A 26,049-nucleotide genomic window follows, 5' to 3' on the forward strand; every position below is an offset into this window, starting at 1 on the left:
GAGCGTAGCACAGGGCACCCGCCCTGTGCGCCAAAGGCTGTAGGTAAAGTAATATGGCGACCGAACTTCCGAAGGCATACGACTCCAAGGCCGCTCAGGAGAAATGGCTCACCTTCTGGGAAGGCAAAGGCTTCTTCCACAGCGAGCCGGACCCGGAAAAGAAGAAATACCCCAACGGGCCGTACACGATCGTCATCCCGCCGCCGAACGTGACGGGCGCGCTGCACATGGGGCACGCGCTCAACAACACGCTTCAGGACGTGCTGATCCGCTGGAAGCGGATGCAGGGCTTCAACGCCCTCTGGATGCCCGGCACCGACCACGCCGGCATCGCCACGCAGTCCGTGGTGGAGCGGCTCGTCCTCGCTCAGGAGAAAAAGACCCGTCATGACCTGGGCCGCGACGAACTTGTGAAACGCATCTGGGAGTGGAAGGACAAGTACGAGGCCCGCATTCTCGGCCAGCTCCGCGAGATCGGCGCGAGCTGCGACTGGAAGCGCACGCGCTTCACGCTGGACCCAGTGTGCGCCCGCGCGGTGCGCGAGACGTTCTTCCGGATGTTCCGCGACGGGTACATCTACCGCGGCAAGCGGCTGGTGAACTGGGACACGCACCTGCAAACGTCCGTGGCTGACGACGAAACCTACACCGAGGACACCAAGAGCGGGTTCTGGACGTTCAAGTATCCCGTGGACGGGATGCCCGACACGTTCATCTCGTTCAGCACCACACGCCCCGAAACGATGCTGGGCGATACGGCCGTGTGCGTGCATCCCAACGACGAGCGGTACAAAGCGCTCGTGGGCAAGTCCGTGGTGCAACCGCACACAGGGCGGAAGATCCCCATTATCGCCGACGGCCAACTCGCCGACCCCGAGCTGGGAACCGGGTGCGTGAAGGTGACCCCAGCGCACGACCCGAACGACTACGCCTGCTGGCAACGGCACCCAGAAATTGGAATCATCAACATCCTGAACCCTGACGGCACCATCAACGAGGCCGGCGGCGAGTACAAGGGCCTGGACCGGTATAAGGCCCGCGAGGCCGTGACCGAGAAGATGAAGGAACTCGGGCTGTACGTGGACAAGTCCGAGCGGATCGTGCCGATGCCGTTCAGCGATCGGAGCAAGACCCCGATCGAACCGTTCCTGTCGGACCAGTGGTTCGTGAAGATGTCCGACCGCGAGGACGGCAAGCCCGGCCTCGCACAGATGTCGATGGACGCCGTGGCCTCCGGGAAGGTGAAGTTCTTCCCCGAGCGCTACGCGCGGTCGTACCTCGACTGGCTCGGCGAGAAGCGCGACTGGTGCATCAGCCGCCAACTGTGGTGGGGGCACCGCATCCCGGTGTGGAGTAAAGAGTTTCCCGCTGAGCAAGACTATGCAGCGATGCGCAAGATTATCTCAGAACAATTGAGAAAACTTGACCCCAAGGCGTCTGAGGCAGAAATCGCAGCAAACGTGGAACGGATGCGAGGCCCACATGAACAACAATGGGCAGCAACCGGCGCGGAGGGCTTCTCGCTCTATAATGGGCGAGGGTTTTCGCGCTCCAACCGCAGTGGTGACGGATCAAAAATCACGCAGTACATCTGCATTCAAAGCCCCGATCAGGAAACAGAACGGGACTTGGAGCAGCAGGGATACACGCAGTCTGAAGACGTGCTCGACACGTGGTTCTCATCCGCGCTCTGGCCGCACAGCACGCTCGGCTGGCCCGGTCCCGCATTGCCCGAGGAGCGTGCCGACCGCACCGCGCCCGACTGGGAGCGCGACCGCTACTACTACCCCACGAGCACGCTCGTGACGAGCCGCGACATCATCACGCTGTGGGTGGCGCGGATGGTGCTGACGGGGCTCTACAACCTGAACGAGATCCCGTTCCGTCACGTGTACATCACGCCAAAGGTGCTCGACGGGTTCGGCGAGGGGATGAGCAAGTCGAAGGGTAACGGGGTGGACCCGCTCGACATCATTGAGCTTTATGGCACCGACGCCATGCGCTACGGCATGGTGAAGCTCGCCACCGAGACGCAGGACGCCAAGCTCCCGGTGTCCAACATCTGCCCGCACTGCGGGAAGGATGTGGCGGTGAAGCAAGAGCACATGTACATGCGGACCAAGAAGCTCACTTGCCCCGAATGCAAGAAGGAGTTCCGCCCCGGCGGCCCGTGGCCGACGGACGACCCCGACCGCCCCACCGCGAAGCAGGGCTCCGACCGGTTCGAGGAGGGCCGCAACTTCGCCAACAAGATGTGGAACGCGACGCGGTTCCTCCTCATGAACCTCGAAGGGTACGCGGCCGGACCGGTGAACATCGCGGAACTTCCCACCGAAGACCGCTGGCTGCTGTCGCGGCTCGCGACCACCACGAAGGCCGTGACCGCGGCCCTCGACGGTTACAAGTTCAGCGACGTGGCGCGGCTGCTCTACGACTTCGTGTGGAGCGAGTTCTGCGACTGGTACATCGAGATGTCGAAGGGGCGACTCAAGGACGCCGCCGCGCGCCCCACCGCGCAGCGGGTGCTCGCCGGGGTGCTCGACGGCATTATGCGGCTGGTGCATCCGCTCATGCCGTTCGTGTCGGAATCGCTGTGGCAGGCGCTGAACGAAACGGCCCCCGAGCGTGGGCTCCCCTCCCCCGCCAAGGCCGAGGAGAGTGCGGCGATTGCCGCGTGGCCGTCGTACCCCGACGCCTGGATCAGCGCCGACGTGGAAGCACGTTTCGCCCGGATGCAGGAGTTGGTGCGCGGGGTGCGCGAGATCCGCAACCGCTACCAGGTGGACGACAAGACGAAGCTCGACGTGGCCGTGAAGTGCTCCGCGGCCGTGGCCGCCGAGTTCAACGCCCTGGCCGCGTTCATCGGGCCGCTGGCGGGAATCGCGACCCTCACCGCCGGCCCCGACACCGCCAAGCCCAAACAGGCGGGCGGGTTGGTGAAGCCGGACTTCGAGGCGTATGTGTCGCTCGCGGGGCTGATCGACGCCGCCGCCGAGATGAAGCGGCTCGAAAAGCAGATCGCCGACAAGCGGAAGGCGCTCGACGGCACACGGGCGAAACTCGCCAACGAGAAGTTCGTGAACAGCGCCCCGGCCGAGGTGGTGCAGCAGCAGCGCGACCTGCTCGCCGACATTGAGAAGCAGATCGCAACCTTGGAGGAGAACCTCAAGGATTTGCAGAGCGCGTGAAATTGACCGCCGCAGTGCGTCCGCTGGTCACAACCGGCGGGCCGCTTTTAACACACGTACTTGGCAATACGGCCGCTATCTTGACGAGCCGCGACCGCCAGGGAGCGGGATCCGTGGCCCCGCTCCCTGGCGGTCGCGGCTCGTCAAGATAGCAACACCGCAGATAGGTTCATGTATCACACACGTACCCGTCTGGTTGTGTCTGACTTGATTTTGTCTTCGTGGCACAGACATTCCTGTCTGTGCATCCTTATCGCGCTGCACAGACAGGAATGTCTGTGCCACAAGAGACAGAAACCACAAGCGGGCCGCAAATCAGGACGGTAGCACTAGGGTCGGCTTGACGAACCCGTTGGGCAACACGGCGCCGATCCCAATTACTTCCTGAAATCCGTCGATTACCACAACTTCCTCACCCGGCTGTGGCGAAGCCTCGCCCGCGGTCGCAACCGTCTGTCCCTGACGAAACCGGGTCACCACTTCCGCGGAGATGCGCACGGCCGGGAGCGTCGAGAGCGCCGACGACATCGGCATGAGGTGCTTGCCGACTTCGCCGGGGTCGAGGTCGAGTGTGACGGCGTCTTCCGCGAGGTAGCACCCGACACGGGCGCGCCGCAGCGTTTGCACCATCCCACCGCACCCCAGAGCCGCCCCCAGATCGCGTGCGATGGAGCGGATGTACGTCCCCTTGCCGCAATCCACTTCCACGTCGGCGAACGGCCAGTCGTAACCCGTTAAGCGAACGGCGTCGATGCGCACCGGCCGCGGCGCCAGCGTCACCTCTTTTCCCTGGCGAACGAGGTCGTGCGCGCGCCGCCCGTCCACCTTCAACGCCGACACCGCGGGCGGCAACTGCTCGATCACCCCCACGAAGCGCTGGAGCGAGGCCTCCACCGCCTCGCCGGTCGGCGGCACCGCACCGGGCGTGTCGGTCACGGTACCGTCGGCGTCGTCGCTGGTGCTGGTGGCGCCGAGCCGGAACCGCGAGGCGTAGGTCTTCCCCATCGCCTGAACGTAATCGGCCAGCCGGGTCGCCGCCCCGACGCACACCACCAGCACGCCCGTGGCGAGCGGGTCGAGTGTGCCCGTGTGCCCGATCTTCGTTTTCTTGGGGAACCACCGCTGCACCCGGTTCACCGCGTCGCGCGAGGTCATCCCGCCGGGCTTGTCGATCACTAAAAGGCCGTTCATCGCGTCCAACTCATGCGTTCGGATTGTCTCCCAACACGATAGAGACAGTCACCAGTTCCGTGCGTTCGCTCCCGCCGACCCGCTTCCAGAACGCGAGCCCGGCCGCGTTGTCGGCCTTCACCCACAGGTTGATTTTCTCGACGCCCTCGGCACGAAGTGCGCCGGCGCACCGGTCGAAAAGGGCGCGGCCGATCCCACGCCCGCGAAACGCCTCGGCGACCGCGACATGGTGCAGGTACCCGCGGCGCCCGTCGTGCCCCGCGAGGCTGACCCCCACCAGTTCGCCCGCCGCACCGAGCGCAACGAAACTGCACCCCGGGTTGCGCCGCAAATACCGCGCGAGCGCGGCCGGACTGTCCGCGTCGCGCAGGCCGATTCCGGGCAACCCTTGCCACAGCGTGAGCGCCGCGGGTATGTCTTCTTCGAGCATCGAACGAAACGTGACCATCGCCGAACCCGCGAGGCCGGAATGCACGCCACCTGTGTGATTTACAACCCGGCGGCCGGTCGCGGAAGGGCAGAACGGCTCCTCAACGCCCTCCCGCCGTCGCTCGCGAGCGGGGTCGAACTGCGCCCCACAACAACGGAGGGCCATGCGGTCGAACTCGCCCGCCGCGCGTGTGACGACGGGTTCGTGAAGGTCGTGGCCGCCGGCGGGGACGGCACCGTTCACGAAGTCGCGAACGGCGTCCTCCAGAGCGGGCGCCGCGACGTGGTGTTCGGCACCTGGCCGATCGGCTCCGCCAACGACTTCGCGTTCACCCTCGGCCTGGACGTTTGGTGGAAGATCCGCGAGCAAAACCCGCCCCTGGACGTGCTCGAAATCGATGTGGGCCGCGTGACCGCACCGGGCCGGGAACGGTTCTTCGTGGATTCGGTCGGGATCGGGTTCAACGGCATGGTGACCATCGAATCCCGCAAAACGAAGTGGCTCGCGGGGCTGCCGCTGTACGCCTGGGCCTTCCTCAAAGCGCTGGCGCGGCACTTCGCTACACCGCCGATGACGGTCCGGTTCGACGGCCGCGAGATCACCGGTCCGACGCTCGCGCTGTCGATCCTGAACGCGCAACGGGAAGGCAACTTCCCACTGCGCCCGAACGCCATCCTCACCGACGGTCAGTTCGACTACATGCACGCGAAGGGGCTCACCCGGCTGCACCTCGTTCGGTACTTGCCGGCCATGGTGCGCGGTAAGCTCCCGGAAGGTCACCCGCGACTGGCGCTCGGCCGCGCAAGCCGCATCGAGGTGCAACGGGAGGCACCGCTGTGCGTGCATGCGGACGGTGAGTTCGTGTGTGTGCCGGAGGACGGCGTGAAGGAAATCGCGATCGAGGTGCTGCCGCAACGTCTCAAGGTCGAGGTGTACCGGCCGGCACTGTACGGCGGCCTTCAGTAATCCGCACGCCGTTTGGTCACAAGTCCACAGATCTTAAAGTCGCGGGCCACTTCGCGAAGGCGCCACGGACTTCACAACCTAAGGACTTGTGGTCCAAAGGGCTCAACGGCCGTCGGTCAGCATTAGTTGTGCGGGATCTCGACGCGGCACCAGCCGAGGTCCAGGTACGTGGCCTTCGAGCTGTCGTTGTGGAACACCTTGGGGTGCAGCGAGTAGATCACGAACCGGCCGTCCTTGATGTCTTCAACCAGCCCGGCGGTGCGGAGCACACCCAGGTGATGAGACACGTTCACGATCTCAACGCCCAGTTCCTTCGCCAGTTGGGTCACGTTCTTGGAGCCGGTGCGGAGGCACTCGATGATGCGAATGCGGTTCGGCTCGGCAAGCGCCTGGAGCATCACGGCGCAATCTTCGGCTTGCTTCTTGTCGGTCATCGGTCAGTTCCCCTGAAGCGAGTTTAGCGGAGAGGGTGGCACGGCGGCCGCGGCGGAACTGAATACTCCGTCAGGACATGGGGAATTCTCAACAGAGTTATTCAATCAAAGTCTTTATAGGCCAGCGGTGGCTAAAGGCAAGCAATTTCAAGGTAACATTCAGGAGATTGCCGTTTCAATTAAGCATTTTTCCGACCACACCATGAGGCTCCGCACGGCGGGCCGTCGCCGCGACAGTTGGTCGCCGGCGCGCCCTCGGATACTCGCCCCAGAGCGGGCAACCCGATCAACTGATCCAACTCCTTCCCCTCGCACTTCGGGCACGTGACTGCCACCGCCGTGCGGGACGAGGTGAGTGCCTCGAAGCCGTGCTCACAGTTCCGGCACTTGTATTCGTAGAGAGGCATACCGTTCTCCCGGGTCTTACTTTCGTCGCTTCTTGTAGAGTTCACTCGCCTGAACCAGAATCTCGTTCTCTTCGGCCGTGAGGCTACCGCGGCCGTTTCGGGACACCTTCTCCAGAATCGCGTCGAGCTTCGCCTCGAGCTGTTCGTCGGCGGGCTTGGCGGGGCGCGGGGCTTCAACGGCGGCCGCAACAGGTTCGGGCCGGTCCTCTTCAGGCGGGGCATTCACGACCCGCAGCCGGGGCCGCGCGCGGGCGGACGGGTCCCGTGCGAATAACCGGCCGAACTCGACCCCGGTTTCGTAATAGAGGAACCCGAACGCCGCCCCGCCGAGGTGCGCAAAATACGCCACGCCCCCGCCCGCGTGTCCGAACCCCATGAGGCTGTTGAACCCGACGAACAGGATCGCGAGGAGCCACGCCGGCACGGGGATGAAGAAGTACAGCCGCAGTTGTGCGTGCGGGTAATACAGAGCAAACACCACCATCGCCGCCGCGACCGCGCCGCTGGCGCCGATCGCGCCGACCTTTTCCCCACCGGGCGCGACACCGGTCACCTGGGTGGCAACGAACACGATGTTCGCGACCACCCCGCCGATCAGGTAGAACAGCACCAGCTCGCGCCCGCCGCGCCGCTCCTCGAACCGCCCGCCGGCCCAGTGCAGCACCAGCATGTTGAAGAACAGGTGCATCAGGCCGCCGTGCAGGAACACCGCCGTGAGCAGCCGCCAGACCTCGCCCTCCAGGACCTTATTCGGCCGGCACGAGCCATACTGGATCAGCGGTCCGGCATCGAAGCCCCCGCCGATCGTGGAGAACATTTGCCCGAAAAACACACCGACGGTTATCGCGATCAACCAGGTGGTGGCCCCCTGCTGACCGACCCGATCAAAAAAGCTCGGGTTGTCGCGGTAATAGTCCCGATCTTGGATGCCCATAGACCGCCCCCGAACACCGCGATTTGAACGCCTTTGTACTACTGTACCAGACGATACGGCGAACGGGAACGAACCGGCGCGGACATCGCCGCGGGGCGGACCGCACACTTGACAAACCCGGTCGCGGCGCTTACAAAACCTCTGAAGCCGGCCCTATCGTCTAGAGGCCTAGGACGGAGCCCTCTCAAGGCTCAAACTCGGGTTCGAATCCCGATAGGGTCACTTAGTCGGCAGAACGCGTTAGAATCTTGAGGCAGCGTGAGCCGGGCCGGAATTATTTCCGCCCGGCTCACGCTGTTTTCACACCCACACACAAGTTCTGATGGCTGCCCACCGCCGGGGCAATTAGCATGTCTCTCGTCCAATCCCCTCCTCACACCCCGGCGCGCCCGTGATCTCGTCAAGAGCCCACAGCATTTGGACGGTTTCCGTTCTGCTCCTCGCGCTCCCGGCGGACCTGTCCGCGCAGAAGCCGCCTTACGATGTCTTCCCACCAGCCGACCCGCCGTACTACCGCGTGCGGTATGAAGCGTCGGCCAAGATGGGCGAGCTGCCCTTCGCCGTCAACTACACGGTCTGGGTTCCAAAAGGTGTGAAGGCGCTCCGCGGGGTGATCGTCCACCAGCACGGCTGCGGCGAAGGGTCGTGCAAGTCGGGCCTGACGGGCGCGTTCGACCTGCACTGGCAGGCGCTTGCCCGGAAGCACGACTGTGCTCTCCTGTCGCCGGCCTACGAGCAGCCGGAGAAGGCCGATTGTCAGTTGTGGTGCGACCCGCGCAACGGCTCGGACGCGGCGTTCCGGAAATGCCTGATCGACCTCGGCGCAAAATCCGGACATCCGGAACTGTCGGAAGTGCCGTGGGCGCTGTGGGGGCACAGCGGCGGCGGGCACTGGGCCGGTGGCATGGTGATGCTGCACCCGGAACGAGTGGCGGCGGCGTGGCTCCGCTCGGGCGTGCCGCTCCTGAAGCCAGACCCGACCCGGACCGGGATCAAGGCTCACACGCTCCCCGAAGCGGCGCTGAAAGTCCCACTTATGTGCAACCTCGGCACGAAGGAAGGGGTCACCGTGAAGGACCCGCGGTTCGCGAGTGTATGGCCCGCCAACGAGACCTTCTTCAACGAGGTGCGCGGGAAAGGCGGGCTGATCGGCGTGGCCGTCGATCCCCTTTCGAGCCACGATTGCGGCAACCAGCGGTACCTCGCGATCCCGTGGCTGGACGCGTGTCTCAGCGCCCGCTTACTGAAGCAAGCGGGGAAACCGCTTAACGCGATGCCGACCGAAGGCGTTTGGCTCGCACCTCCGACCGGTAGCGAGGCGACCCCGGCCGCGAAGTTTACCGGCGACCCGCTCAAGGCCGCGTGGCTCCCGAACGAGTCGATCGCCCGGGCGTGGGCTCAGTACGTGAAGGACTCCGCGGTCACCGACAGGACACCCCCACCCCCACCGACCAACGTCCGGCGCAACGGCAACGAGATCACATGGGACGGCGAAGCCGATCTGGAGAGCGGGCTGGCGGCTTTCGTGATCGAGCGCGACGGGAAAGTGATTGGGACCGTTCCCGAGCAGGGGAAGAACCCGTTCGGGCGGCCGGTCTTTCAGAACCTGCAGTACAGCGACACCCCCACCCAGCCGTTCGTCCCGATGAAGTTCACGGACACTAAAGCCGAGGCGGGGAAGAAGCACGTGTACCGCGTGATCGCGGTCAACACGGCAGGACTCAAGTCTAAACCGAGCGAACAAGCCGCCACGCCACCGGCCCCGTAATCCCGACCCCTGAGCCGACCTGCATGAACCCGACGCCCCGCCCCGCCCCGCCCGAGTCGTTCGGCGCCATGCTCGAACAGGCCCTCGGTGCCGTCGTAGCAATCTCGGAGCGCGACGACCTGCGCAACGTCGCCCGTGCCGTGTCTCACGCCGCCTGGGACCGCTTCATCGGCTCGCGTGGGCCACGAGACAACCGCCAGGAGCACGAGTGGGTCGTACTCGCCAACGTCCTGCGAATCGCCGAAGCGGAGCGGCTCACGCTCTCCGAGAAGCGCGTCGCCGTCGCGTTCACCTTCACCCACGACTCGCACTTCATCCCGCGCATCTCGGAGCAGGAGGTGCGCGAAGCGAGATCACCCGAAGCGAAAGTCCTGCTGGAAACCAGAAAGGAAGCGCAACGGTACGAGCACATGCGGTTCGGCGCCGCCAACGCCCGCTCGCTGCTGAACCGGCTAACAGATCCGCGCACCGATGACGGGCCGCTGCTGACCGCCGAAGAAATCGACCGGTGCGCGCAGATCATCAGCACGCACGACGCCTGGAAGCTCCGCAACCCGGCCCCACCGCCCACCGGTGATCGCCTCGCCCTGGCGTGCGTCGAGGGGGATGCCCTGTGGCCGCTCCACCCGCTCGGTGTGCTCGCTGACCTGGAGCGGCCGAACGATCAGGGCGTGACAAAGGACTTCAATGACCCGCAAGCGTGGCGCGTGCAGACGCAGCAAAGCTGCCAAACGCTCGTGGAGTTCCGGGCCAAGTGGAAAGGGTTTCCCGCCTCAGACTTCGTTGACGGAGAGTCGATCTTCCGAACCCAAGAAGGGGGCCACCTGTACAGCGCGTGGCGACGGCACTGGAATCTGACCGACCTGGAGCGCGGGGTCTGAAAACCGACTGGGTTCAGTGCCGTGCACCCGCACACAATGCGAGCGGGTGCAACGGCACTGACACGCTTACTTCCCGATCAGCGGCAGAATCACACGGTCCACATCCGCCTCTGTTTGCACCGGCGGGACGTTGCCGTGCAGCTCCCAGCTTTCCTTGAGTTCCGCGGACGCGCCGGGGGCGAGGGTCACCAGCTCTCCGACTGTCTCCATTTCGAGCATGTCCTCGTTGGAGAACGTTTGGTACCGCGTGCCCCGGTCGGGGTACACCGCTCCCTCGCGGTAGTCGAACCGCTTAACGAACAGCGTGCCCGAATTCAGGTAGCCGACCCACCCTTCACGGTGCGCCAGGCCGATCTTGGTCGGCCCCTTGTTCACGTCCTGGCGGAGCAGCGCGTAATTCTTTCCGAACGTCCAGCGGGTGTCCGCGAAGTCGAAATACGGCCACAGGATCAGCTCCTGGTTCGGGCCGTAGTCCGCGGGGGACTTGGCGTTGCTCGGATGCCCCGGGTGGTTCTTTTTCGGCGGCAGTGGGAGGATTTCCACCCCCCCGGGCGCCATCACGGTCGGCCCCCAGGGCGCGAGTTCGGTCGGCGCGGTCCCGATGTTCGTCACGCGGAGAGTGACCTCCACCGCGGTGCCGCTCGGGGCGAGGCGCAGTTCCATCACCTTTTGAACGCCGTACTCGGTCTCGGGCGGCGGGGTGAACCGGGCGCCGTGCGTCCCGATCGCCTCCCACTTCACCGGGCGGTTGTCTGCGAAGTACGTGCGGGTGAGATCTTCAGGCGCGAGCCAGAACCGGTGACCGCCACGGATCTGCCATTCCGCCTCGCCGGTGCCGCCCATCATGGAGTCGTAGTTCTTCATCACGTTGAACCCGCCGGGGAGCCGGTACGCGATCACGCGCGGCCCCACGTCCAGGGTCACCACCAGTTCGACCGCACCGTTGGTGAGCAGCAGGTTGTTCTTCCACCCGCGGTATTCGATGACGTCCACGCCGCTGTGCCTCGCTGGAGAGAAAAAAGGGGAAGTAAACGAAGCAACGGTCGGCATGTTTCCACGCCGACCGTTCGCATAATCCGTTTCAGTTCACTTGGAGCCGAGCATCCGGACACCGAGCCGCCACGTCCCGACGGTGCCGAGAGCGATCGCACCCAGCAACAAGCCCGCGGGCGCCGGAACCGGGTTGGTCGGCGTTGTCGGGGTCGTCGGCGTATTCGGGTCGGTCGGCGTTGTCGGGGTCGTCGGCGTGTCGGGGCCTCCCACCGGCGGGGTCGTGGTCGTGGTGGTCGGCGGGGTTGTGGTCGTGGTCGTCGTACTGCCCCCCGGCGGGGTGGTCGTGGTCGTGCCGTTATTCGGGTTGCTGAAGAACCCGCCACCGCCACCGGTGCCACCACCCAGACCGCCGACACCGCCTCCGCCCAGCGGCGCACCGGCACCACCCGCCAGCCCACCGCCGCCGGCGGTCAGCGCCCGGGCCATCGCCCCCGTACCCGCTGCCCCGCCGCCCGCGTATCGCAGAGCGAACTGCGACTGGGTAGCGCTACCGTCCGCCTGCGGAAGGCCTTGCAGCCGGATCAGTTCCCGACCACGAAGGTCCGGGTTCTCGATCAGCAGCGCGTCGTCCTTACCGGTCAGGGTACCGAGGTACTCCTGAGCGCGGGTCACGTAAACCGGCGCCTCGGCTTTCGGGTAGTTGGCCTGGAAGTCGCCGTCGAACAGGTCGAGCTTCAGTTCCCCTTGGGCCGGTTCGGGCTCCTGAATGACCTCCCACAGGGCGATTTGGAACGCCACCGCGTCGGTCGGGTCGACCGACTTCAGGACCGGATCGCGGAAGTGGCGACCGAACAGTTCCTGGACGAGGCGGGCGCGGCGGTTGGTAACATCCCCAACCTTATCCTGCGCGACCCCGGCGAGGTTGAAGTTCTTGGGTTCGTAGAGGTTGTTTGCGCGGAACTGGTAGGTCTTTTCCGCCACGATCGGGACCAGCACCTCGGCGCAGTAACCGGTGAAGTTCCGGTCGAGGCCGTTGGTGCCGTACTCGGTGCGCGGGACTTCCCACCGGAAGACCCCGGCGGAGCAAACGCTTTCCTTGAACTTGCCGTCCTGCTTGTACTTGTACTTGAACTGCTCCTTCGGCTCGAGCCTGTTGTAGAACACTTCAAGGGCCGGCTCCTGCCCCACCGCTCGCGTTTGCGAGAACAGGGCGAGCGGGACGGCCGCGACAAGGGCGGCCAGCCGGGCACGGACGGATGAACGACACATGGCGGACGAGCTCCCGCGTTCAAGACGCCGGACTAAAAATCACTCAGCGCGGAGGGTCGCGCTACATTAAAAGACGATACCGAGGGCCGGTTGTTCTTAAAAGACCGTTCTCATCGGAAAGCGCGTACGCCACACCGAATTAAACGGTCGCATGAACCGTAACGTTTATTTCGGCACAGCGACAGCAGGAATTCACTTCTGGAAACACGGCCGGGGGTATTACGGGCGCTTTCACCGGCACCTTGCACGAAGTTCGTGTGAGAAGCGAGAACATCTTCGGCGGCTGCTATAATCAGCGTGGATCAGCCCTTTCTATTCCAGGCCGACGTGATGTCTACCGCTCCGACCCGCATTCCCCTCTCACTCTGGCAGGAGCGGTACGCGGCCCCGTTCGCGCCCACCACGGCGGCCGAGGTGGCGGCCCGCGGCTGGGACGCCGTCGACATCGTGTTCGTAACGGGGGACGCCTACGTCGACCACCCGAGCTTCGCGATGGCGATCCTGCACCGGGTGCTCGAAAAGGCCGGGTTCCGGGTCGCGATCCTGAGCCAACCGGACTGGAAAACCTGCGAGCCCTGGCGCCAGTTCGGCCGCCCGCGCCTGTTCTTCGCGGTGAGCGCGGGGAACATGGACTCGCTCATCAACCACTACACCGCGAACAAGAAGGTCCGCAACGACGACGCGTACTCGCCGGGCGGGCGCATCGGGCTGCGCCCGGACCGCGCCACCCTGCCCTACTGTCAGCGGGCGCGCGAGGCGTTCCCGGGCGTGCCGGTGATCGCCGGCGGGGTGGAAGCCTCGCTGCGGCGGCTGGCGCACTACGACTACTGGTCCGACACGGTGAAGCGGTCGATCCTGCTCGACTCGAAGGCCGATCTGGTCGTGTACGGGATGGGCGAGGGGAGCATCGTCACGATCGCGCAAAAGCTGAAGGCCGGCGGGACGCTGCGCGACCTCCGGGCCCTCCGCGGCGTCACGTACGCGCTGGGCGCGAAGGAGTCCGAAGCGTACGCCGCCCGCACCGCCGACGCGTCGTTCGAGCTGCTGCCGTCGTTCGAGCAGGTGCGCGACAGCAAGGAGGCGTTCGCCGAGGCGACGCGCCTGATCCACACCAACACGAACCCGTTCAACGCGGCGACGCTGGTGCAGTTTCACGACCGGCAGGCGGTGGTGCAGAACCCGCCCGCGCTGCCGATCTCGCGGGAGGAAATGGACGCGGTGTACGACCTGCCGTACAACCGCCGCCCGCACCCGAGCTACACGGAGCCGGTCCCCGCCCACGAGATGATCAAGGATTCGGTGACGATCCTGCGCGGGTGCTTCGGCGGCTGCACGTTCTGCTCGATCACGGCGCACCAGGGGCGGATCATCCAGAGCCGCTCGCCGGAGTCGGTCCTGCGCGAGGTGGAGAAGCTCGCGGCCGACCCGGACTTCAAGGGGATCATCTCGGACATCGGCGGCGCGACCGCGAACATGTACACGATGCGCTGCACGCTGCCGGAAGTGGAAGCGAAGTGCAAGCGGCTGTCGTGCGTCCACCCGACGGTGTGCAAGCTGCTCGGGACCGACCACGGCCCGCTGATCGAGCTCATGCGCGAGGTGCGCGAAACAGAAGGGGTGCGGAAGGTGCTGGTGTCCTCGGGCATCCGGATGGACCTGGCGCAACTCTCACCGGAATACGTTCGCGAGCTAGCCGAGCACCACACCGGCGGACGCTTGAAGGTCGCGCCCGAGCACACCAGTCCCAAGGTTCTGGAGGCGATGAAGAAGCCCGACATCGACAACTTCGGGGTGTTCGCCGAGCAGTTCCGCCAGGCGAGCGCCGACGCCGGCAAGCCGAAGCAGCAGATCGTGCCGTACTTCATCGCGAGCCACCCGGGCAGCGACCTCGCGGAGATGATCGACCTCGCCCTGTACCTGAAGCAGAACGGCTACCGCCCGGACCAGGTGCAGGACTTCATTCCCGCCCCGTTCGACATCGCGACGTGCATGTATTACGCGGGCCTCGACCCGTTCACCAAGAAGCCGGTGCAAACGGCCAAGAACCTGACCGACCGCAAGATGCAGCGGGCGCTCATGCAGTTCTTCAAGCCCGAGAACTACTTCACCGTCCGCGAGGCCCTGATCCAGGCCGGCCGCGCCGACCTCATCGGCGGGTGCAACGGCCTCATCCCCGCGCAGCCCCCGAAGGAAGCCATCGAAGCCCGCCGCAAGCACGCCAACGCGGCCGTGGGCGCGGACCACTACCACACCGTCGCCAACCCCGCCAGGGGCGAGAAGCCGGGCGAGCGCGGCGCCGAGCCGGCGAAGACGGGCTACCGCCCGGGGCGGAAGTCGCAGAAAAGGCGGCAGGAGAAGCGGAAAGGGAACTCCGGTCCGAAGCCGTAGCGGCTAGCTCACCGCCAGGTCAGAACTCTGGGTCCGTATCGGGTGCCGTGGTTGTCAAGTCGGCGGAACCCAGCATCGCTCGAGGTGACCGCAGAGCGTATCGCTGAGTGACGAATCGCTCGCGGCAGCGTCAGACCGGAGCGAACATCTGTCGGACACGCCGCTGCCGCGACCGCCGAACGAACTCCGGCTGCAAAACTAATTGCTCTCGGGTGCCATCACTTTTATGAATCTAAACATCTCGTCACTATCACCATCTTCCTCGGCCTGACCTGGAACTCGGTTTGGGTCGGGATGAAACCTGTTGTAGAATTCTACAATTCTGAAGCCGCACCTGTTTACATAGAAGTGGATGTTTCGCTTCTCGAAATACGCGGTGACGGTCTCCCAAACCCGGGTGTTCGGGTACTCCCTCTCGATTGCGTTCCAGGCTTGAAGCCCCAGCCCACGACCCTGCCGGTCCGTCGAAATGAAAAAGAACGACAACGAGTTTCGATTGCTAACCTCATCGATTACCACGACTGCGCCGCCGACACGCCGACCATCGGCCATGATCCAATAGGTAGCAGCTCCGGCGGCAGAGATTGACTGCTCGATGTCCTCTTCAGGTGGAAAAGGCGCTTCCAGCGGCCGACCGAGGTCGGCTTCGGCCGCCACTCGGAACGAGTCCTGGAGCGCAGCCTTGAACTCACCCATGGAGTCTGCGTTGGCCTTCTGGAGGTTCACCACTCCGACACCCTCATGCACCCTCATGTGCCTTCACTCCCATTAAGTATGAGTTGGCCGGACTTTGCGCCGGTTCAGCAATCGGCTTGTACCGCTCCTGCTGCTGTTCGCGGGTTAATTGCGGAAGGGCGGCTGAGGTCGAGCAGCCGGTGCCAGCACCACTCGACCGGTCCGCTCTTGAAGAACCGGACCCACAGGTTGGCCAGCACTAACTGAACGAGCACCACGGCGGCCGCTGTGGCCACCAGTTGGCCGCCCCCGGCCCACGCGGCCCAGGTGATCCCCGGGAGCGAGGCGAGCACCCACAGGCCCACGACGCTCTGCGTGACGTAGAGCGACAGAGCGGTGCGGCCGGCGGCGATGAACGGGTACAGGAGCCATCGGCCGGCCGCGGTCTGCCACGCCAAGTTGACCGCCGCGATGTGCCCCACCGCAAGGGAGAGCCGGCCCACCTCGCCGAAGTCCCAGCCGCCCGGCGCCCCGGACCCCGCGGGCGGCGGGGCCGTCAGACGAACCGTGCACCCGATGGCGTAGGCGACCACGGCGAGCGTCAGGTAGAAGGGCCGCGACCGAAGGCCCTGTAGGACGCCCCACTTGAACAGTGCTACGCCGACGAGCATCGTGCAGAGCGACTCAAGGAGGACCGACCAGAAGCCGAAACCGTCGAACGTCGTGAGCCACATCTCAACCGCCCGGTCCCGGGCCAGCGCCCCCGCGGCGACGCCCGAGCCGAAATCAGGGCCGGCCGCGCCGCCGAAGCCGGGGACGGTCCCGACCAGCGTGAGGGCCGCAAAGGTCAGGCCCAGAAGCAGGGCCGTGATGGGCCTGACGAGTCGGAACGGGAAGAGGAAGAGGGCCGCCAAGGCGTAGACGTGGACGATGTCGTAAGCCCACCGGACCAGGAAGACGTGGACGAGCCCGATGCCGAGCAGCCACAGGTTGCGGCGGAAGTAGTCGTCGGCGACCGCAACGGGGCCGTCCGGCCGGGCCACCCTCGCCGTCAACAGGAGCATGCCCGCGCCAAACAACATCTGCAGCAGGCCGCGCTGCGTCCCGTCCACCAGCAGCCCGACGCCCCCTCCGGCGTGTTCGGGGCTGGGGGCCGTCGACTTCGCGCTGGTCGCACCCGGTGACTCCACCATGATCGGGATGTTGATGAAAAAGATGCCCAGGATGGCGATGCCGCGGAGGGCATCAAGGACCTGCACGCGCGGCCGCTCGGATCGTGAGCCGGCAGAATCCTCGTCAACGTTCGCGCTCATGACTCGTCTCTTGTCGCTGGTCGGCGATGGTGCCGGTGGACCGGCTCCCGGGCCTGAACGGGAGCCAAATGTGGGCGACGGATTTTGAAAGGTAGTTGGTGTAAATGACGCGGATGTGACGCGGGGGTGACGTTTCCGTAATCAGGATCGCCGGTCCCCGAGCCGGCCACCGTCCGGATCGCGACCGTCGGTCGTGCCGGGCAAGAACGTGTGTCGGAACCGCAGGCGCGGCGCAGTGCAACGACGTAACAATCTATAATGGATGCCACGGTTTGGAACGCTCCCGGGTGGTTGGGTCTGTTGCAATCCAATTCTGGGCGGGTGGGTGAATGAAGGTGCTCATCATCGAGGACGATACCCGAACGGCCGAATACCTCCGCAAGGGGCTAAGGGAGGCGGGCTTCACGGTCGACATCGCGTCGCGAGGCGACGACGGGCTGCACCTGGCCGCGACCGGAGGGTACGAGTTGGTCGTACTCGACATCATGTTGCCGGGCCGCGACGGTTGGTCGGTCCTAGCCGCGCTGAGGGCGGCCGGGCGGCAGACACCGGTCCTGTTCCTGACCGCCGCGGACGCCGTAACGGACCGCGTCCGCGGGCTGGAACTGGGCGCCGACGACTACCTGATCAAGCCGTTCGCCTTCTCCGAGTTCCTCGCCCGCGTGCGGTCGGTACTCCGGCGGGGAACGGACCGGCGGACGGACGTCCTGCGGGTCGCCGACCTGGAGGTCGACACGGTGCGCCTCGCGGCGAGCCGAGCGGGTCGCAAGCTGGACCTCACCCCGAAGGAGTTCGGCCTGATCGCCCTGATGGCCCGGCGGGCCGGCGACGTGCTCTCGCGGACGGTCATTGCCGAACAGGTATGGGACATGAACTTCGACAGCGAGTCTAACGTCGTGGATGTACACGTCCGCCGGCTGCGGGCCAAGCTCGATGACCCGTACCCCACGAAGCTCATTCACACCGTACGCGGGGTGGGCTATGTTCTCGAAGAGCGCGGCTAGCTGGTCGATGGGGCGGCGGATGGCCGTCTGGTACGCGGCCTCGGCTGCCGTCCTGCTCCTGGTTGGGACAACGACGCTCTACCTCGCCGTTGCGTCCGCCCTTGAGGCCGAGGGGGACGAACTGCTCGACGATGCGGCCGTGAGCTTGGACAAGTTGAAGCCCGGGTCCGGCGGTCGGCCGACGCGTGACGACTGGCCGGGCGATGACTACCGCGTCCGCACCGCCACGGGCGAGGTGATCGCCTCGTCCCCGGAGGCGGACGACCGCCTGCCGCCGGGGCTGGTCGCCGGGGCGGGCGGGTCGACCATCGGACCGCCACCGGCCGCTGGGTGAGAGCCGTTGCGCGGGAGATCGGTGGGCGGACCTACGAGGTGTCCTACGACCGGACCCGCGAACTGGAGCTCTTGCGGCGGTACCGTCGCTCGATGTCGCTCACCCTCGCGCCGGCCCTCCTGGCCTCGGCGGTCATTGGGGCACTCATCGCCCGCAAGGGCCTGCGACCGGTCGAAGAGATCGCGGCGACAGCGGCCCGGATCGGGCCGGACCGGTTGGACGAGCGGATCGCGGTGGACCAATTGCCCGCCGAACTGAGCGACCTCGCCGCCACGTTCAATGTGATGCTCGACCGACTCCAGGAGTCGTTCCGCCGGCTGGAGCGCTTCTCGGCGGACATCGCCCACGAGTTGCGGACGCCGGTGCATGCGCTCCGCAACGTCGCCGAGGTTGCCTTGAGGACCTCCCAGACCCGGGCCGACGACCGGGAGGCGTTGGCAGTCTGCCTCGAGTCCGCGGGCGGACTCGCACGGCTGATCGACCGGCTCCTCTTCATCGCCCGCGCCGATTCCCCCCGGGCCGTGCTCGAGCTGGAGACGATCGACTTGGCGACCGAGCTGGAGTCGCTGCGGGAGTTTTACGAGCCCGTCGCGGCGCAGACGGGGGTCGAACTGGTACAACTCGCCGTTCCGCCGCTCCCGTGTCGGGTGGATCGCACCCTCCTGCAGCGGGCTATCGGAAATCTGATTACAAACGCACTGGACCACACGCCCCAATGCGGGCGAGTGTCCATCGCAGGGACGGTCGAAGGGGGAGAGGTGGTGATCAGCGTTACCGACACCGGCTCGGGGATCGCCGCGGAGCACCTTCCCCGCATCTTCGACCGCTTCTACCGGCCGGACGCGGCCCGCCCCTCCGGCGGCGGGTGCGGTCTCGGGCTGGCGATCGTCAAGAGCTTCGCGGAGCTGCACGGCGGCCGTGCCGAGATCGCCAGCCGGCCCGGACAGGGGACGCGGGTGACGCTCCGACTGCCCGCCGGCGGGCATGACGGGACCGTCACCCCGACGTAATCCTCGCGCCGTGCGGATGTCGGTTGGTCAAGAAGAAGGGATACCGGCCGGGGCGAAATTCGCAGCGGAGGGGTTCGGGAAATAGGTTAAGATTCTGCTGACGGCGCGGGGCCACTCAAGTCCCCGCTCCTTTGGAACAGTAGAGGGGTAGGCTTCGTATGGGACGCATTTTCGAGAAGCGCAAGTACTCGATCTTCAAGACCGCCGCGCAGAACTCGAAGGTCTATTCCAAGTACAGCAAACAACTGTACGTGGCGGCCAAGAACGGCGTGCCCGACCCGCACGCCAACCCGGTTCTCCGCAACATCATCGAACGAGCCAAGCGCGACAACGTGCCGAGCCACGTGATCGAAAAGGCGATTCAGAAAGCCGCAGGCGCCGGGGGCGAGAACTACCAATCGGCGCGGTACGAGGGCTTCGGCCCCGGCGGCTCGCTCGTCGTCGTCGACTGCCTGACCGACAACAACACCCGCACGATCTCCGACGTGCGCAGTTGCTTCACCAAGACCGGCTCCAAACTGTCCGCCAGCGGGTCCGTGGTGATGCTGTTCGATCACCTGGCCGTCATTTCCTTCACCGGTAACGATGAAGAGAAAGTCATGGAAGCCATGTTCGCCGCGGACGTGGCCATCGAAGAGGTGGAATGTAAGGACGGCACCGTTACGGTCTTTGCTCCCCCCGGCGAGTTCTATAAAGCCAAAACCGCGCTACTCGAAGCCTTTCCGGGCCTTGAACTGGACGTTCAAGAAATCAGCTTCCTTCCGAAGGAAACAAAACAACTCAGCGGCGACGAGTTGGCCCTGTTCGAGAAATTTCTCAGCATGCTCAACGATTGCGATGACGTTCAGGAAGTGTACCACAACGTCTCGCGTTCGTGAACGCGAGGTAGAGAGGTAGAGAGATCGGTTTCGTGCGTCATGCGTCAAACCGCTCTGATTAATTTGAAAAAGCAACTGGGGAGTTGGTGGCTCATTTGTCGCAGCGGATGGCCACTCACCGGCGGTGCCGCTGGGGGCCAAGTACCGCTCGACATCATTCCGCTCCTGGTACCTGTAGCCGATCGTACCCGATCGGTTGCCCGGAACGTCATGCAAGTTTGCCAGATGCCAATCTGCCCCTCTACGGGGAGTTCAGACGCACCACGTCAGGCTCGAAAAACCCGCTGAAGAGACATTCGGGTGTAAAGAAAGGTGCGGGCGAACGCAGAATTGGCGTCAAGAACGAAACGCAAAAAGCCGCGACCCCGGTGCATTTCTGCATCGGGGTCGCGGATATATCGTTGGCAAGTGGGTGCGTGCGGTCTGTGTGAGGCGGGGTGATATGTGGTCGGTGGTGCTCGAGCCACACGACCTGTGTGTCAGTATCCTTAGAAAGGAGGTGATCCAACCGCAGGTTCCCCTACGGTTACCTTGTTACGACTTAGTCCCAATCAAGAAGTCCGTCTTCGACACCGGTGAAGGTGGCTTCGGACGTCCCTCTCTTTCGTGGCTTGACGGGCGGTGTGTACAAGGCTCAGGAACACATTCACCGCGGTGTTGCTGACCCGCGATTACTAGCGATTCCGGCTTCACGCAGGCGAGTTGCAGCCTGCGATCTGAACTGGGGTGTAATTTCTGTGATTGGCTCCTCTTCGCAGAGTCGCTTCACTCTGTGTACACCATTGTAGCACGTGTGCAGCCCTGGACATAAAGGCCATGAGGACTTGACGTCATCCCCGCCTTCCTCCGGTTTGACACCGGCAGTCCCTCTAGAGTGCCCTTGTGGGTCGCAACTAAAGGTAAGGGTTTCGCTCGTTATGGGACTTAACCCGACATCTCACGACACGAGCTGACGACAGCCATGCAGCACCTGTGCTCGGTCCCCCCATTGCTGGGGTCCGTTCCCGTTTCCGGGTCCTACTGCCGAGCGCTTTCGCACATGTCAAGTCCAGGATAAGGTTCTTCGCGTAGCCTCGAATTAAGCCACATGCTCCACCGCTTGTGTGAGCCCCCGTCAATTTCTTTGAGTTTCAGCCTTGCGACCATACTCCCCAGGCGGGGTACTTAGCATTTTAACTTCGACAGTAAACCCATATCTGGTCTACTATCTAGTACCCATCGTTTAGGGCTAGGACTACCGGGGTATCTAATCCCGTTTGCTCCCCTAGCTTTCGCGCCTCAGCGTCAGAAGAGGTCCAGCACGTCGCTTTCGCCACCGGAGTTCCTGTAGATATCAACGCATTTCACCGCTCCACCTACAGTTCCACATGCCCCTACCTCCCTCCAGGCCGTCAGTATCTGAGGCCGTTCCGCGGTTGAGCCGCGGCATTTCACCCCAGACTTGATAGCCCGCCTACGCGCCCTTTAAGCCCAGTGATTCCGAACAACGTTCGCTCGGTTCGTCTTACCGCGGCTGCTGGCACGAACTTAGCCCGAGCTTATTTTTGGGATAGATCACACCTCTCGGCTTTTCTCCCCCACTAAAGCGCTTTACAACCCGAAGGCCTTCATCGCGCACGCGGCATCGCTCGGTCAGGGTTGCCCCCATTGCCGAAGATCCTCGACTGCAGCCACCCGTAGGTGTCTCGCCAGTGTCTCAGTGCGAGTGGCGCGGGTCGTGCTCTCACACCCGCTAGACATCTTCGCCTTGGTGGGCCGTTACCCCACCAACTAGCTAATATCACATGGGCCCCTCCGGGGGCGATGAATCTTTGCTCTCACGAGGTCATCCGGTATTACCCACCATCTCTGATGGCTATCCCGAACCCCCGGGTAGGTACCCATGCCTTACTGCCCCTTACGCCGGTTCCCCCTTGCGGGATTCCCCCGACTTGCATGCCTAATCCATGCCGCCAACGTTCGTTCTGAGCCAGAATCAAACCCTTCAAGTTAATTTTCGCACTGCCAGTCACCCGGCAGCGACTTGGTCGAGTTCAATCCGGCCGTTGTTCGGTGTCGACTTCACTTTGGACCGCACCACACCGCACGCACCCCACCTCGCGGTGAAGCCCGTTCGTTGTGATTCGATCCGAGATGGAGTTAACACCCACTCAACGGCGCTAACCCACCTCAAACAGATCTCACGCACCCACTTGTCAAAGATCAGCACTCGGCTCAACCGTTTGACCGGTCGAGCAAGCCACTCCTCATCAGAGTGTATTGACGATCGACTCACTCGTACAGTGGGAGTCGATCAATTATAAAGTAGCCGGCGATACCTACTCTCGCGCTGGACGCACTACCATCGGCCTCAAACGTTTCACGGCCGTGTTCGGAATGGGAACGGGTGTTTCCGTTTGGGTATGGTCACCGGCATGGTTCGTGTCGGGTGTTACCCCGACGGTGTATCGGTACAACGTGGTGAAGCGTCAAGTCGCATCGCGTGTGTCATTCGAGACAGAGCGGTGGAGTGGGGAGTGCGGCCAAGCGGTCGGCTGTTAGTACCGGTTAGCTGAGCGTGTTGCCACGCGTACACGTCCGGCCTATCGACCTCGTGGTCTACGAGGAGCCTTCGCTCGCGCGGGATACCTGATCTAGGGGGAAGTTTCACGCTTATATGCCTTCAGCGTTTATCCCGTCCACACGTGACTACCCAGCGGTGCGGCTAGCGCCACAACTGGAACATCAGCGGTGTGTCCCTCCCAGTCCTCTCGTACTAGGGAGAAAGCCCCGCAAGTATCCTCCGCCCACAGCAGATAGGGACCGACCTGTCTCACGACGGTCTAAACCCAGCTCACGTACCACTTTCATCGGCGAACAGCCGAACCCTTGGGAGCTTCTCCACCCCCAGGATGTGATGAGCCGACATCGAGGTGCCAAACCTCCTCGCCGCTATGAACGCTCAGAGGAGATAAGCCTGTTATCCCCGGAGTACCTTTTATCTGTTGAGCGATGGCCCTTCCATCCGGGACCACCGGATCACTAAGGCCGACTTTCGTCCCTGCTCGCCCCATCGGGCTCGCAGTCAAGCACCCTTATACCTTTACGCTCGATGCCCGATTGCCAACCGGGCTGAGGGTACCGTTGCACTCCTCCGTTACCGTTTAGGAGGAGATCGCCCCAATCAAACTGCCCACTTAGCACGGTCCCTGTCGTTCCACACGACGGGTTAGAATTCAAACACAGCAAGGGTGGTGTTTCATCGTTGGCTCCCGGCGCACCGAGATGCGCCGCTCATAGCCTCCCACCTACGCTACGCATGCTGGGTCTAAACCCAATACCAAGCTGCAGTTAAGGTTCACGGGGTCTTTCCGTCTAGCTGCGGGTATGTCGCATCTTCACGACAACTACAATTTCACCGAGTCGCTCGTGGAGACAGTGTTCCGGTCGTTACGCCATTCATGCAGGTCGGAACTTACCCGACAAGGAACTTCGCTACCTTAGGACCGTCATAGTTACGGCCGCCGTTTACTGGAGCTTCGGTTGCGAGCTTCGCCTTGCGGCTAACCCTCTCCCTTAACTTACCAGCACCGGGCAGGCGTCAGTCTGTATACCGCGGCTTACGCCTTCGCACAGACCTGTGTTTTTAGTAAACAGTCGCCAGAACCTTTTCACTGCGGCCCACTCGCGTGGGCAACCCTTTTCCCGAAGTTACGGGTTTAACTTGCAGAGTTCCTTCACGAGCGTTCTCTCGAGCGCCTTAGAATACTCATCTCGCCTACCTGTGTCGGTTTTAGTACGGTTTCTCGCGCGGTTTTCTCGGCCGGCCCTCAGCAGATATCGGGATCATAAGCGCCCTGAGGCAATCTAATTAGCCTACACTGCTTCGGACCGGCGTCCCGTGTTACGCGAGGAGCGCAGGAGTATTAACCTGCTCCCCATCGGCTACGCCTTTCGGCCTCGCCTTAGGCACCGGCTAACCCTGGGCGGATTTACCTTCCCCAGGAACCCTTAGGCTTACGGCGAACGGGATTCTCACCCGTTTTATCGTCTACTCATTCCGGCATAATCACTTGGGTGCGCTCCACGGATCGTTGCCCGTACCGCTTCGCCGCACACCCAACGCTCTCCTACCGTGCATCGCTGCACCCGCCGCTTCGGTGTCGTGCTTGAGTCCCGTTCATTATCGGCGCAGGGCTCCTCGACCAGTCCGCTATTACGCGTTGTTTAAATGGTGGCTGCTTCTAAGCCAACATCCTGGCTGTCTCCGGAGCCCAACTTCCTTTCGCACTGAGCACGACTCTGGGACCTTAGCGGGCGATCTGGGCTGTTCCCCTCTCGACGATGAAGATTATCCCCCACCGTCTAGCTGCCCGGACTTGAACCGCGGTATTCGGAGTTTGGCTGCGACGGGTAGCCGGGTAGGCCCCCGTTCGCAATCAGTCGCTCTACCCCCACGGCCAACTATCCGAACGCTAACCCTAAAGTTATTTCGGAGAGAACGAGCTATCTCCACGTTTGATTAGACTTTCACTCCCCCACACAGCTCATCCCATCGGTTTTCAACCCAAATGAGTTCGGTCCTCCATGGGGTTGTACCCCCACTTCATCCTGGCCATGCGTAGGTCACGTGGTTTCGCGTCTACCGCACCCAACTTGACGCCCGTTTAAGACTCGCTTTCGCTTCGGCTCCGGACCAAAGGCCCTTAACCTCGCTGGTTACGGTAAGTCGCCGGATCATTATGCAAAAGGCACACCGTCACCCCGTCTTACGACATGGGGCTCCGATCGCTTGTAGGCATGTGGTTTCAGGTTCAGTGTCCTCCCCTTGTCGGGGTTCTTCCCATCGTTCGCTCGCGCTACTCTACGCTATCGGTCACCAGGGAGTATTTAGCCTTGCGGGATGGACCCCGCCGCTTCGGACTCACTTTCACGTGTTGAGTCCTACTCAGGATACCGCTCGGCCGTCGCTCCAGTCGCTTACGGGACTTTCACCCTCTGCGGCGCACCGTTCCAGGTGCTTCAGCTTGGAACTCCGGATCCTAACTGCGGTCCTACAACCCCGGGGTGTTACCCCCGGTTTGGGCTACTCCGCGTTCGCTCGCCGCTACTGACGGAATCGAGGTTTCTTTCTCCTCCTACAGGTACTGAGATGTTTCAGTTCCCTGCGTTCGCTCGGGTATTCCGGGATCAAAGTTCGTTTGACAACTCCCCCGGACTTTTCGCAGTCTTCCACGCCCTTTCGCCTCCTGGTGCCAAGACATCCCCCACACGCCCTTACTAGCTTGGCCGCACTGCCCAGACCACCGCACCCGCCGGCAAGCGGGTACCGTTAGTCGAGCATCACCACTAGTTCCGCCGCGGCACCGATATGTGCCACCAACGGAGATTATCTCAACCACTTCTAAGGCTCGTGTCTCGTCTTGTCACTGATCGCCGCCACCCGCAACCCGCCGGACCCGGCCCCGCACCCGAAGGAGCGACGCCACACCCAGACGACCCGCAAGCGGCACCGACGAAGATGCAACTTAACTTGCTTCACCACGTTGTCAAAGACCGTCTCGGCAGGAGGTCACACCACCTGCCACTGGCCGTCTTACCGGCTTGTTGAGCCCCGTCCGCCGCCCTCACGAGCCGCTTCCGGAACCCGAATGGTTCGGCCGCCCTGGTCGAGCGAGCCGGACCAACTTTTCGCGTCGCAACTCGTTACCCGCGTTGCGTTTGCGTCACTCCGATCATCTTAGCTCGCGACCCCCATCCGTCAACCCGTCCCATCACTTTTCTTTCCGACTCGCGAACCAGTCTCGAACATCAAATAACTAACACGTGCGGGCATGTCTGCCCGTCACTTTCGCGGCACGATGCGTCCGCAATCGTGGGGAAGATTGAGGTATAGGGCCCCGGCAGCCGTTCGCCAAGCCCCATCTCGGAACCGGACCGGCATCACGCCGAATCCCGGTCCCCCTCGTGACGTGCAAGTCATCCGCTCGAACGGGCTTGCGCCCGA

At 63.8% G+C, this 26,049-nt stretch carries 18 protein-coding genes, 1 tRNA gene and 3 rRNA genes; 10 read left to right on the plus strand and 12 right to left on the minus strand.

The genetic code is table 11. From position 1 onward, the window contains the following. Positions 1-53 precede the first annotated feature (53 nt). The gene (locus GobsT_RS19725; RefSeq protein WP_109570995.1) at positions 54-3,188 is read left to right on the plus strand and encodes a valine--tRNA ligase; all 3,135 of its coding nucleotides are present in this window, start codon (positions 54-56) and stop codon (positions 3,186-3,188) included. A gap of 315 nt (positions 3,189-3,503) precedes the next feature. On the opposite strand, the gene truB is transcribed toward GobsT_RS19725, so the two are convergent. Both truB and GobsT_RS19735 read right to left on the minus strand, forming a co-directional pair. Continuing rightward, positions 3,504-4,379 carry a tRNA pseudouridine(55) synthase TruB gene (gene truB, locus GobsT_RS19730; RefSeq protein WP_148087809.1) on the minus strand — a complete coding sequence of 292 codons (876 nt, stop codon included), beginning with the start codon at positions 4,377-4,379 and terminating at the stop codon, positions 3,504-3,506. A 10-nt stretch (positions 4,380-4,389) separates the two neighbouring features. Continuing rightward, on the minus strand, positions 4,390-4,827 hold the full coding sequence (locus GobsT_RS19735) for a GNAT family N-acetyltransferase (protein ID WP_010050293.1): 438 nt from the start codon (positions 4,825-4,827) through the stop codon (positions 4,390-4,392). 21 nt (positions 4,828-4,848) lie between these two features. Between GobsT_RS19735 and GobsT_RS19740 the strand changes: the two genes are divergently transcribed. Continuing rightward, complete coding sequence (locus tag GobsT_RS19740; RefSeq protein WP_109570993.1) at positions 4,849-5,775, plus strand: diacylglycerol/lipid kinase family protein; 927 nt, start codon at positions 4,849-4,851, stop codon at positions 5,773-5,775. A gap of 122 nt (positions 5,776-5,897) precedes the next feature. Here the strand turns inward: GobsT_RS19740 and GobsT_RS19745 are convergent, their stop codons facing one another. The 3 genes from GobsT_RS19745 to GobsT_RS19755 all read right to left on the minus strand — a co-directional run bounded on the left by GobsT_RS19745 (position 5,898) and on the right by GobsT_RS19755 (position 7,550). After that, positions 5,898-6,209: an ArsR/SmtB family transcription factor gene (locus GobsT_RS19745; RefSeq protein ID WP_010050297.1), complete on the minus strand. Its 312-nt coding sequence runs from the start codon at positions 6,207-6,209 to the stop codon at positions 5,898-5,900. A gap of 179 nt (positions 6,210-6,388) precedes the next feature. Next, a complete protein-coding gene (locus tag GobsT_RS41125) occupies positions 6,389-6,616 on the minus strand; it encodes an FmdB family zinc ribbon protein (protein ID WP_071529364.1) in 228 nt (75 codons plus the stop codon). A gap of 16 nt (positions 6,617-6,632) precedes the next feature. After that, the gene (locus GobsT_RS19755) at positions 6,633-7,550 is read right to left on the minus strand and encodes a rhomboid family intramembrane serine protease (protein ID WP_010050298.1); all 918 of its coding nucleotides are present in this window, start codon (positions 7,548-7,550) and stop codon (positions 6,633-6,635) included. 149 nt (positions 7,551-7,699) lie between these two features. Between GobsT_RS19755 and GobsT_RS19760 the strand changes: the two genes are divergently transcribed. The 3 genes from GobsT_RS19760 (at position 7,700) to GobsT_RS19770 (ending at position 10,199) form a co-directional block, all read left to right on the plus strand. Next, a tRNA-Glu gene (locus tag GobsT_RS19760) sits at positions 7,700-7,772 on the plus strand. Positions 7,773-7,941: 169 nt separating this feature from the next. After that, a complete protein-coding gene (locus tag GobsT_RS19765) occupies positions 7,942-9,318 on the plus strand; it encodes a hypothetical protein (protein WP_197905125.1) in 1,377 nt (458 codons plus the stop codon). A gap of 23 nt (positions 9,319-9,341) precedes the next feature. Next, a complete protein-coding gene (locus tag GobsT_RS19770) occupies positions 9,342-10,199 on the plus strand; it encodes a hypothetical protein (RefSeq protein ID WP_109570992.1) in 858 nt (285 codons plus the stop codon). 66 nt (positions 10,200-10,265) lie between these two features. On the opposite strand, the gene GobsT_RS19775 is transcribed toward GobsT_RS19770, so the two are convergent. Continuing rightward, positions 10,266-11,192 (minus strand): hypothetical protein, encoded by a 927-nt coding sequence (locus tag GobsT_RS19775; RefSeq protein ID WP_010045594.1) that lies wholly within the window; start codon positions 11,190-11,192, stop codon positions 10,266-10,268. Between the two features lie 93 nt (positions 11,193-11,285). Continuing rightward, positions 11,286-12,461 carry a hypothetical protein gene (locus tag GobsT_RS37925; RefSeq protein ID WP_010045595.1) on the minus strand — a complete coding sequence of 392 codons (1,176 nt, stop codon included), beginning with the start codon at positions 12,459-12,461 and terminating at the stop codon, positions 11,286-11,288. 330 nt (positions 12,462-12,791) lie between these two features. Between GobsT_RS37925 and GobsT_RS19785 the strand changes: the two genes are divergently transcribed. Further along, the gene (locus GobsT_RS19785; protein WP_109571489.1) at positions 12,792-14,849 is read left to right on the plus strand and encodes a YgiQ family radical SAM protein; all 2,058 of its coding nucleotides are present in this window, start codon (positions 12,792-12,794) and stop codon (positions 14,847-14,849) included. Between the two features lie 198 nt (positions 14,850-15,047). On the opposite strand, the gene GobsT_RS19790 is transcribed toward GobsT_RS19785, so the two are convergent. Then, positions 15,048-15,602: a GNAT family N-acetyltransferase gene (locus tag GobsT_RS19790; protein ID WP_010045598.1), complete on the minus strand. Its 555-nt coding sequence runs from the start codon at positions 15,600-15,602 to the stop codon at positions 15,048-15,050. A gap of 47 nt (positions 15,603-15,649) precedes the next feature. Then, positions 15,650-16,837, minus strand: a complete 1,188-nt coding sequence (locus tag GobsT_RS19795; RefSeq protein WP_010045599.1) for a DUF418 domain-containing protein — start codon at positions 16,835-16,837, stop codon at positions 15,650-15,652. 329 nt (positions 16,838-17,166) lie between these two features. On the opposite strand from GobsT_RS19795, the gene GobsT_RS19800 reads away from it, so the two are divergent. From GobsT_RS19800 to GobsT_RS19810, 4 genes are all read left to right on the plus strand, one after another. Further along, entirely contained in the window at positions 17,167-17,841 is a 675-nt protein-coding gene (locus tag GobsT_RS19800) for a heavy metal response regulator transcription factor (RefSeq protein ID WP_010045600.1), read from the plus strand. Between the two features lie 19 nt (positions 17,842-17,860). Continuing rightward, on the plus strand, positions 17,861-18,175 hold the full coding sequence (locus tag GobsT_RS38855; RefSeq protein WP_010045602.1) for a hypothetical protein: 315 nt from the start codon (positions 17,861-17,863) through the stop codon (positions 18,173-18,175). Beyond that, entirely contained in the window at positions 18,172-19,185 is a 1,014-nt protein-coding gene (locus GobsT_RS19805) for a heavy metal sensor histidine kinase (protein WP_010045604.1), read from the plus strand. Before GobsT_RS38855 ends, GobsT_RS19805 begins: the two co-directional genes overlap by 4 nt. A 158-nt stretch (positions 19,186-19,343) precedes the next feature. Continuing rightward, complete coding sequence (locus tag GobsT_RS19810; protein WP_010045607.1) at positions 19,344-20,063, plus strand: YebC/PmpR family DNA-binding transcriptional regulator; 720 nt, start codon at positions 19,344-19,346, stop codon at positions 20,061-20,063. A 492-nt stretch (positions 20,064-20,555) separates the two neighbouring features. Here the strand turns inward: GobsT_RS19810 and GobsT_RS19815 are convergent. From GobsT_RS19815 to GobsT_RS19825, 3 genes are all read right to left on the minus strand, one after another. Continuing rightward, positions 20,556-22,054: ribosomal RNA gene (locus GobsT_RS19815) — 16S ribosomal RNA — on the minus strand. Positions 22,055-22,369: 315 nt separating this feature from the next. Then, positions 22,370-22,477 (minus strand): 5S ribosomal RNA (gene rrf / locus GobsT_RS19820). A 104-nt stretch (positions 22,478-22,581) separates the two neighbouring features. Then, a 23S ribosomal RNA gene (locus GobsT_RS19825) occupies positions 22,582-25,333 on the minus strand. Positions 25,334-26,049 lie beyond the last annotated feature (716 nt).

The organism is Gemmata obscuriglobus, from assembly GCF_008065095.1.
Classification (GTDB): domain Bacteria; phylum Planctomycetota; class Planctomycetia; order Gemmatales; family Gemmataceae; genus Gemmata; species Gemmata obscuriglobus.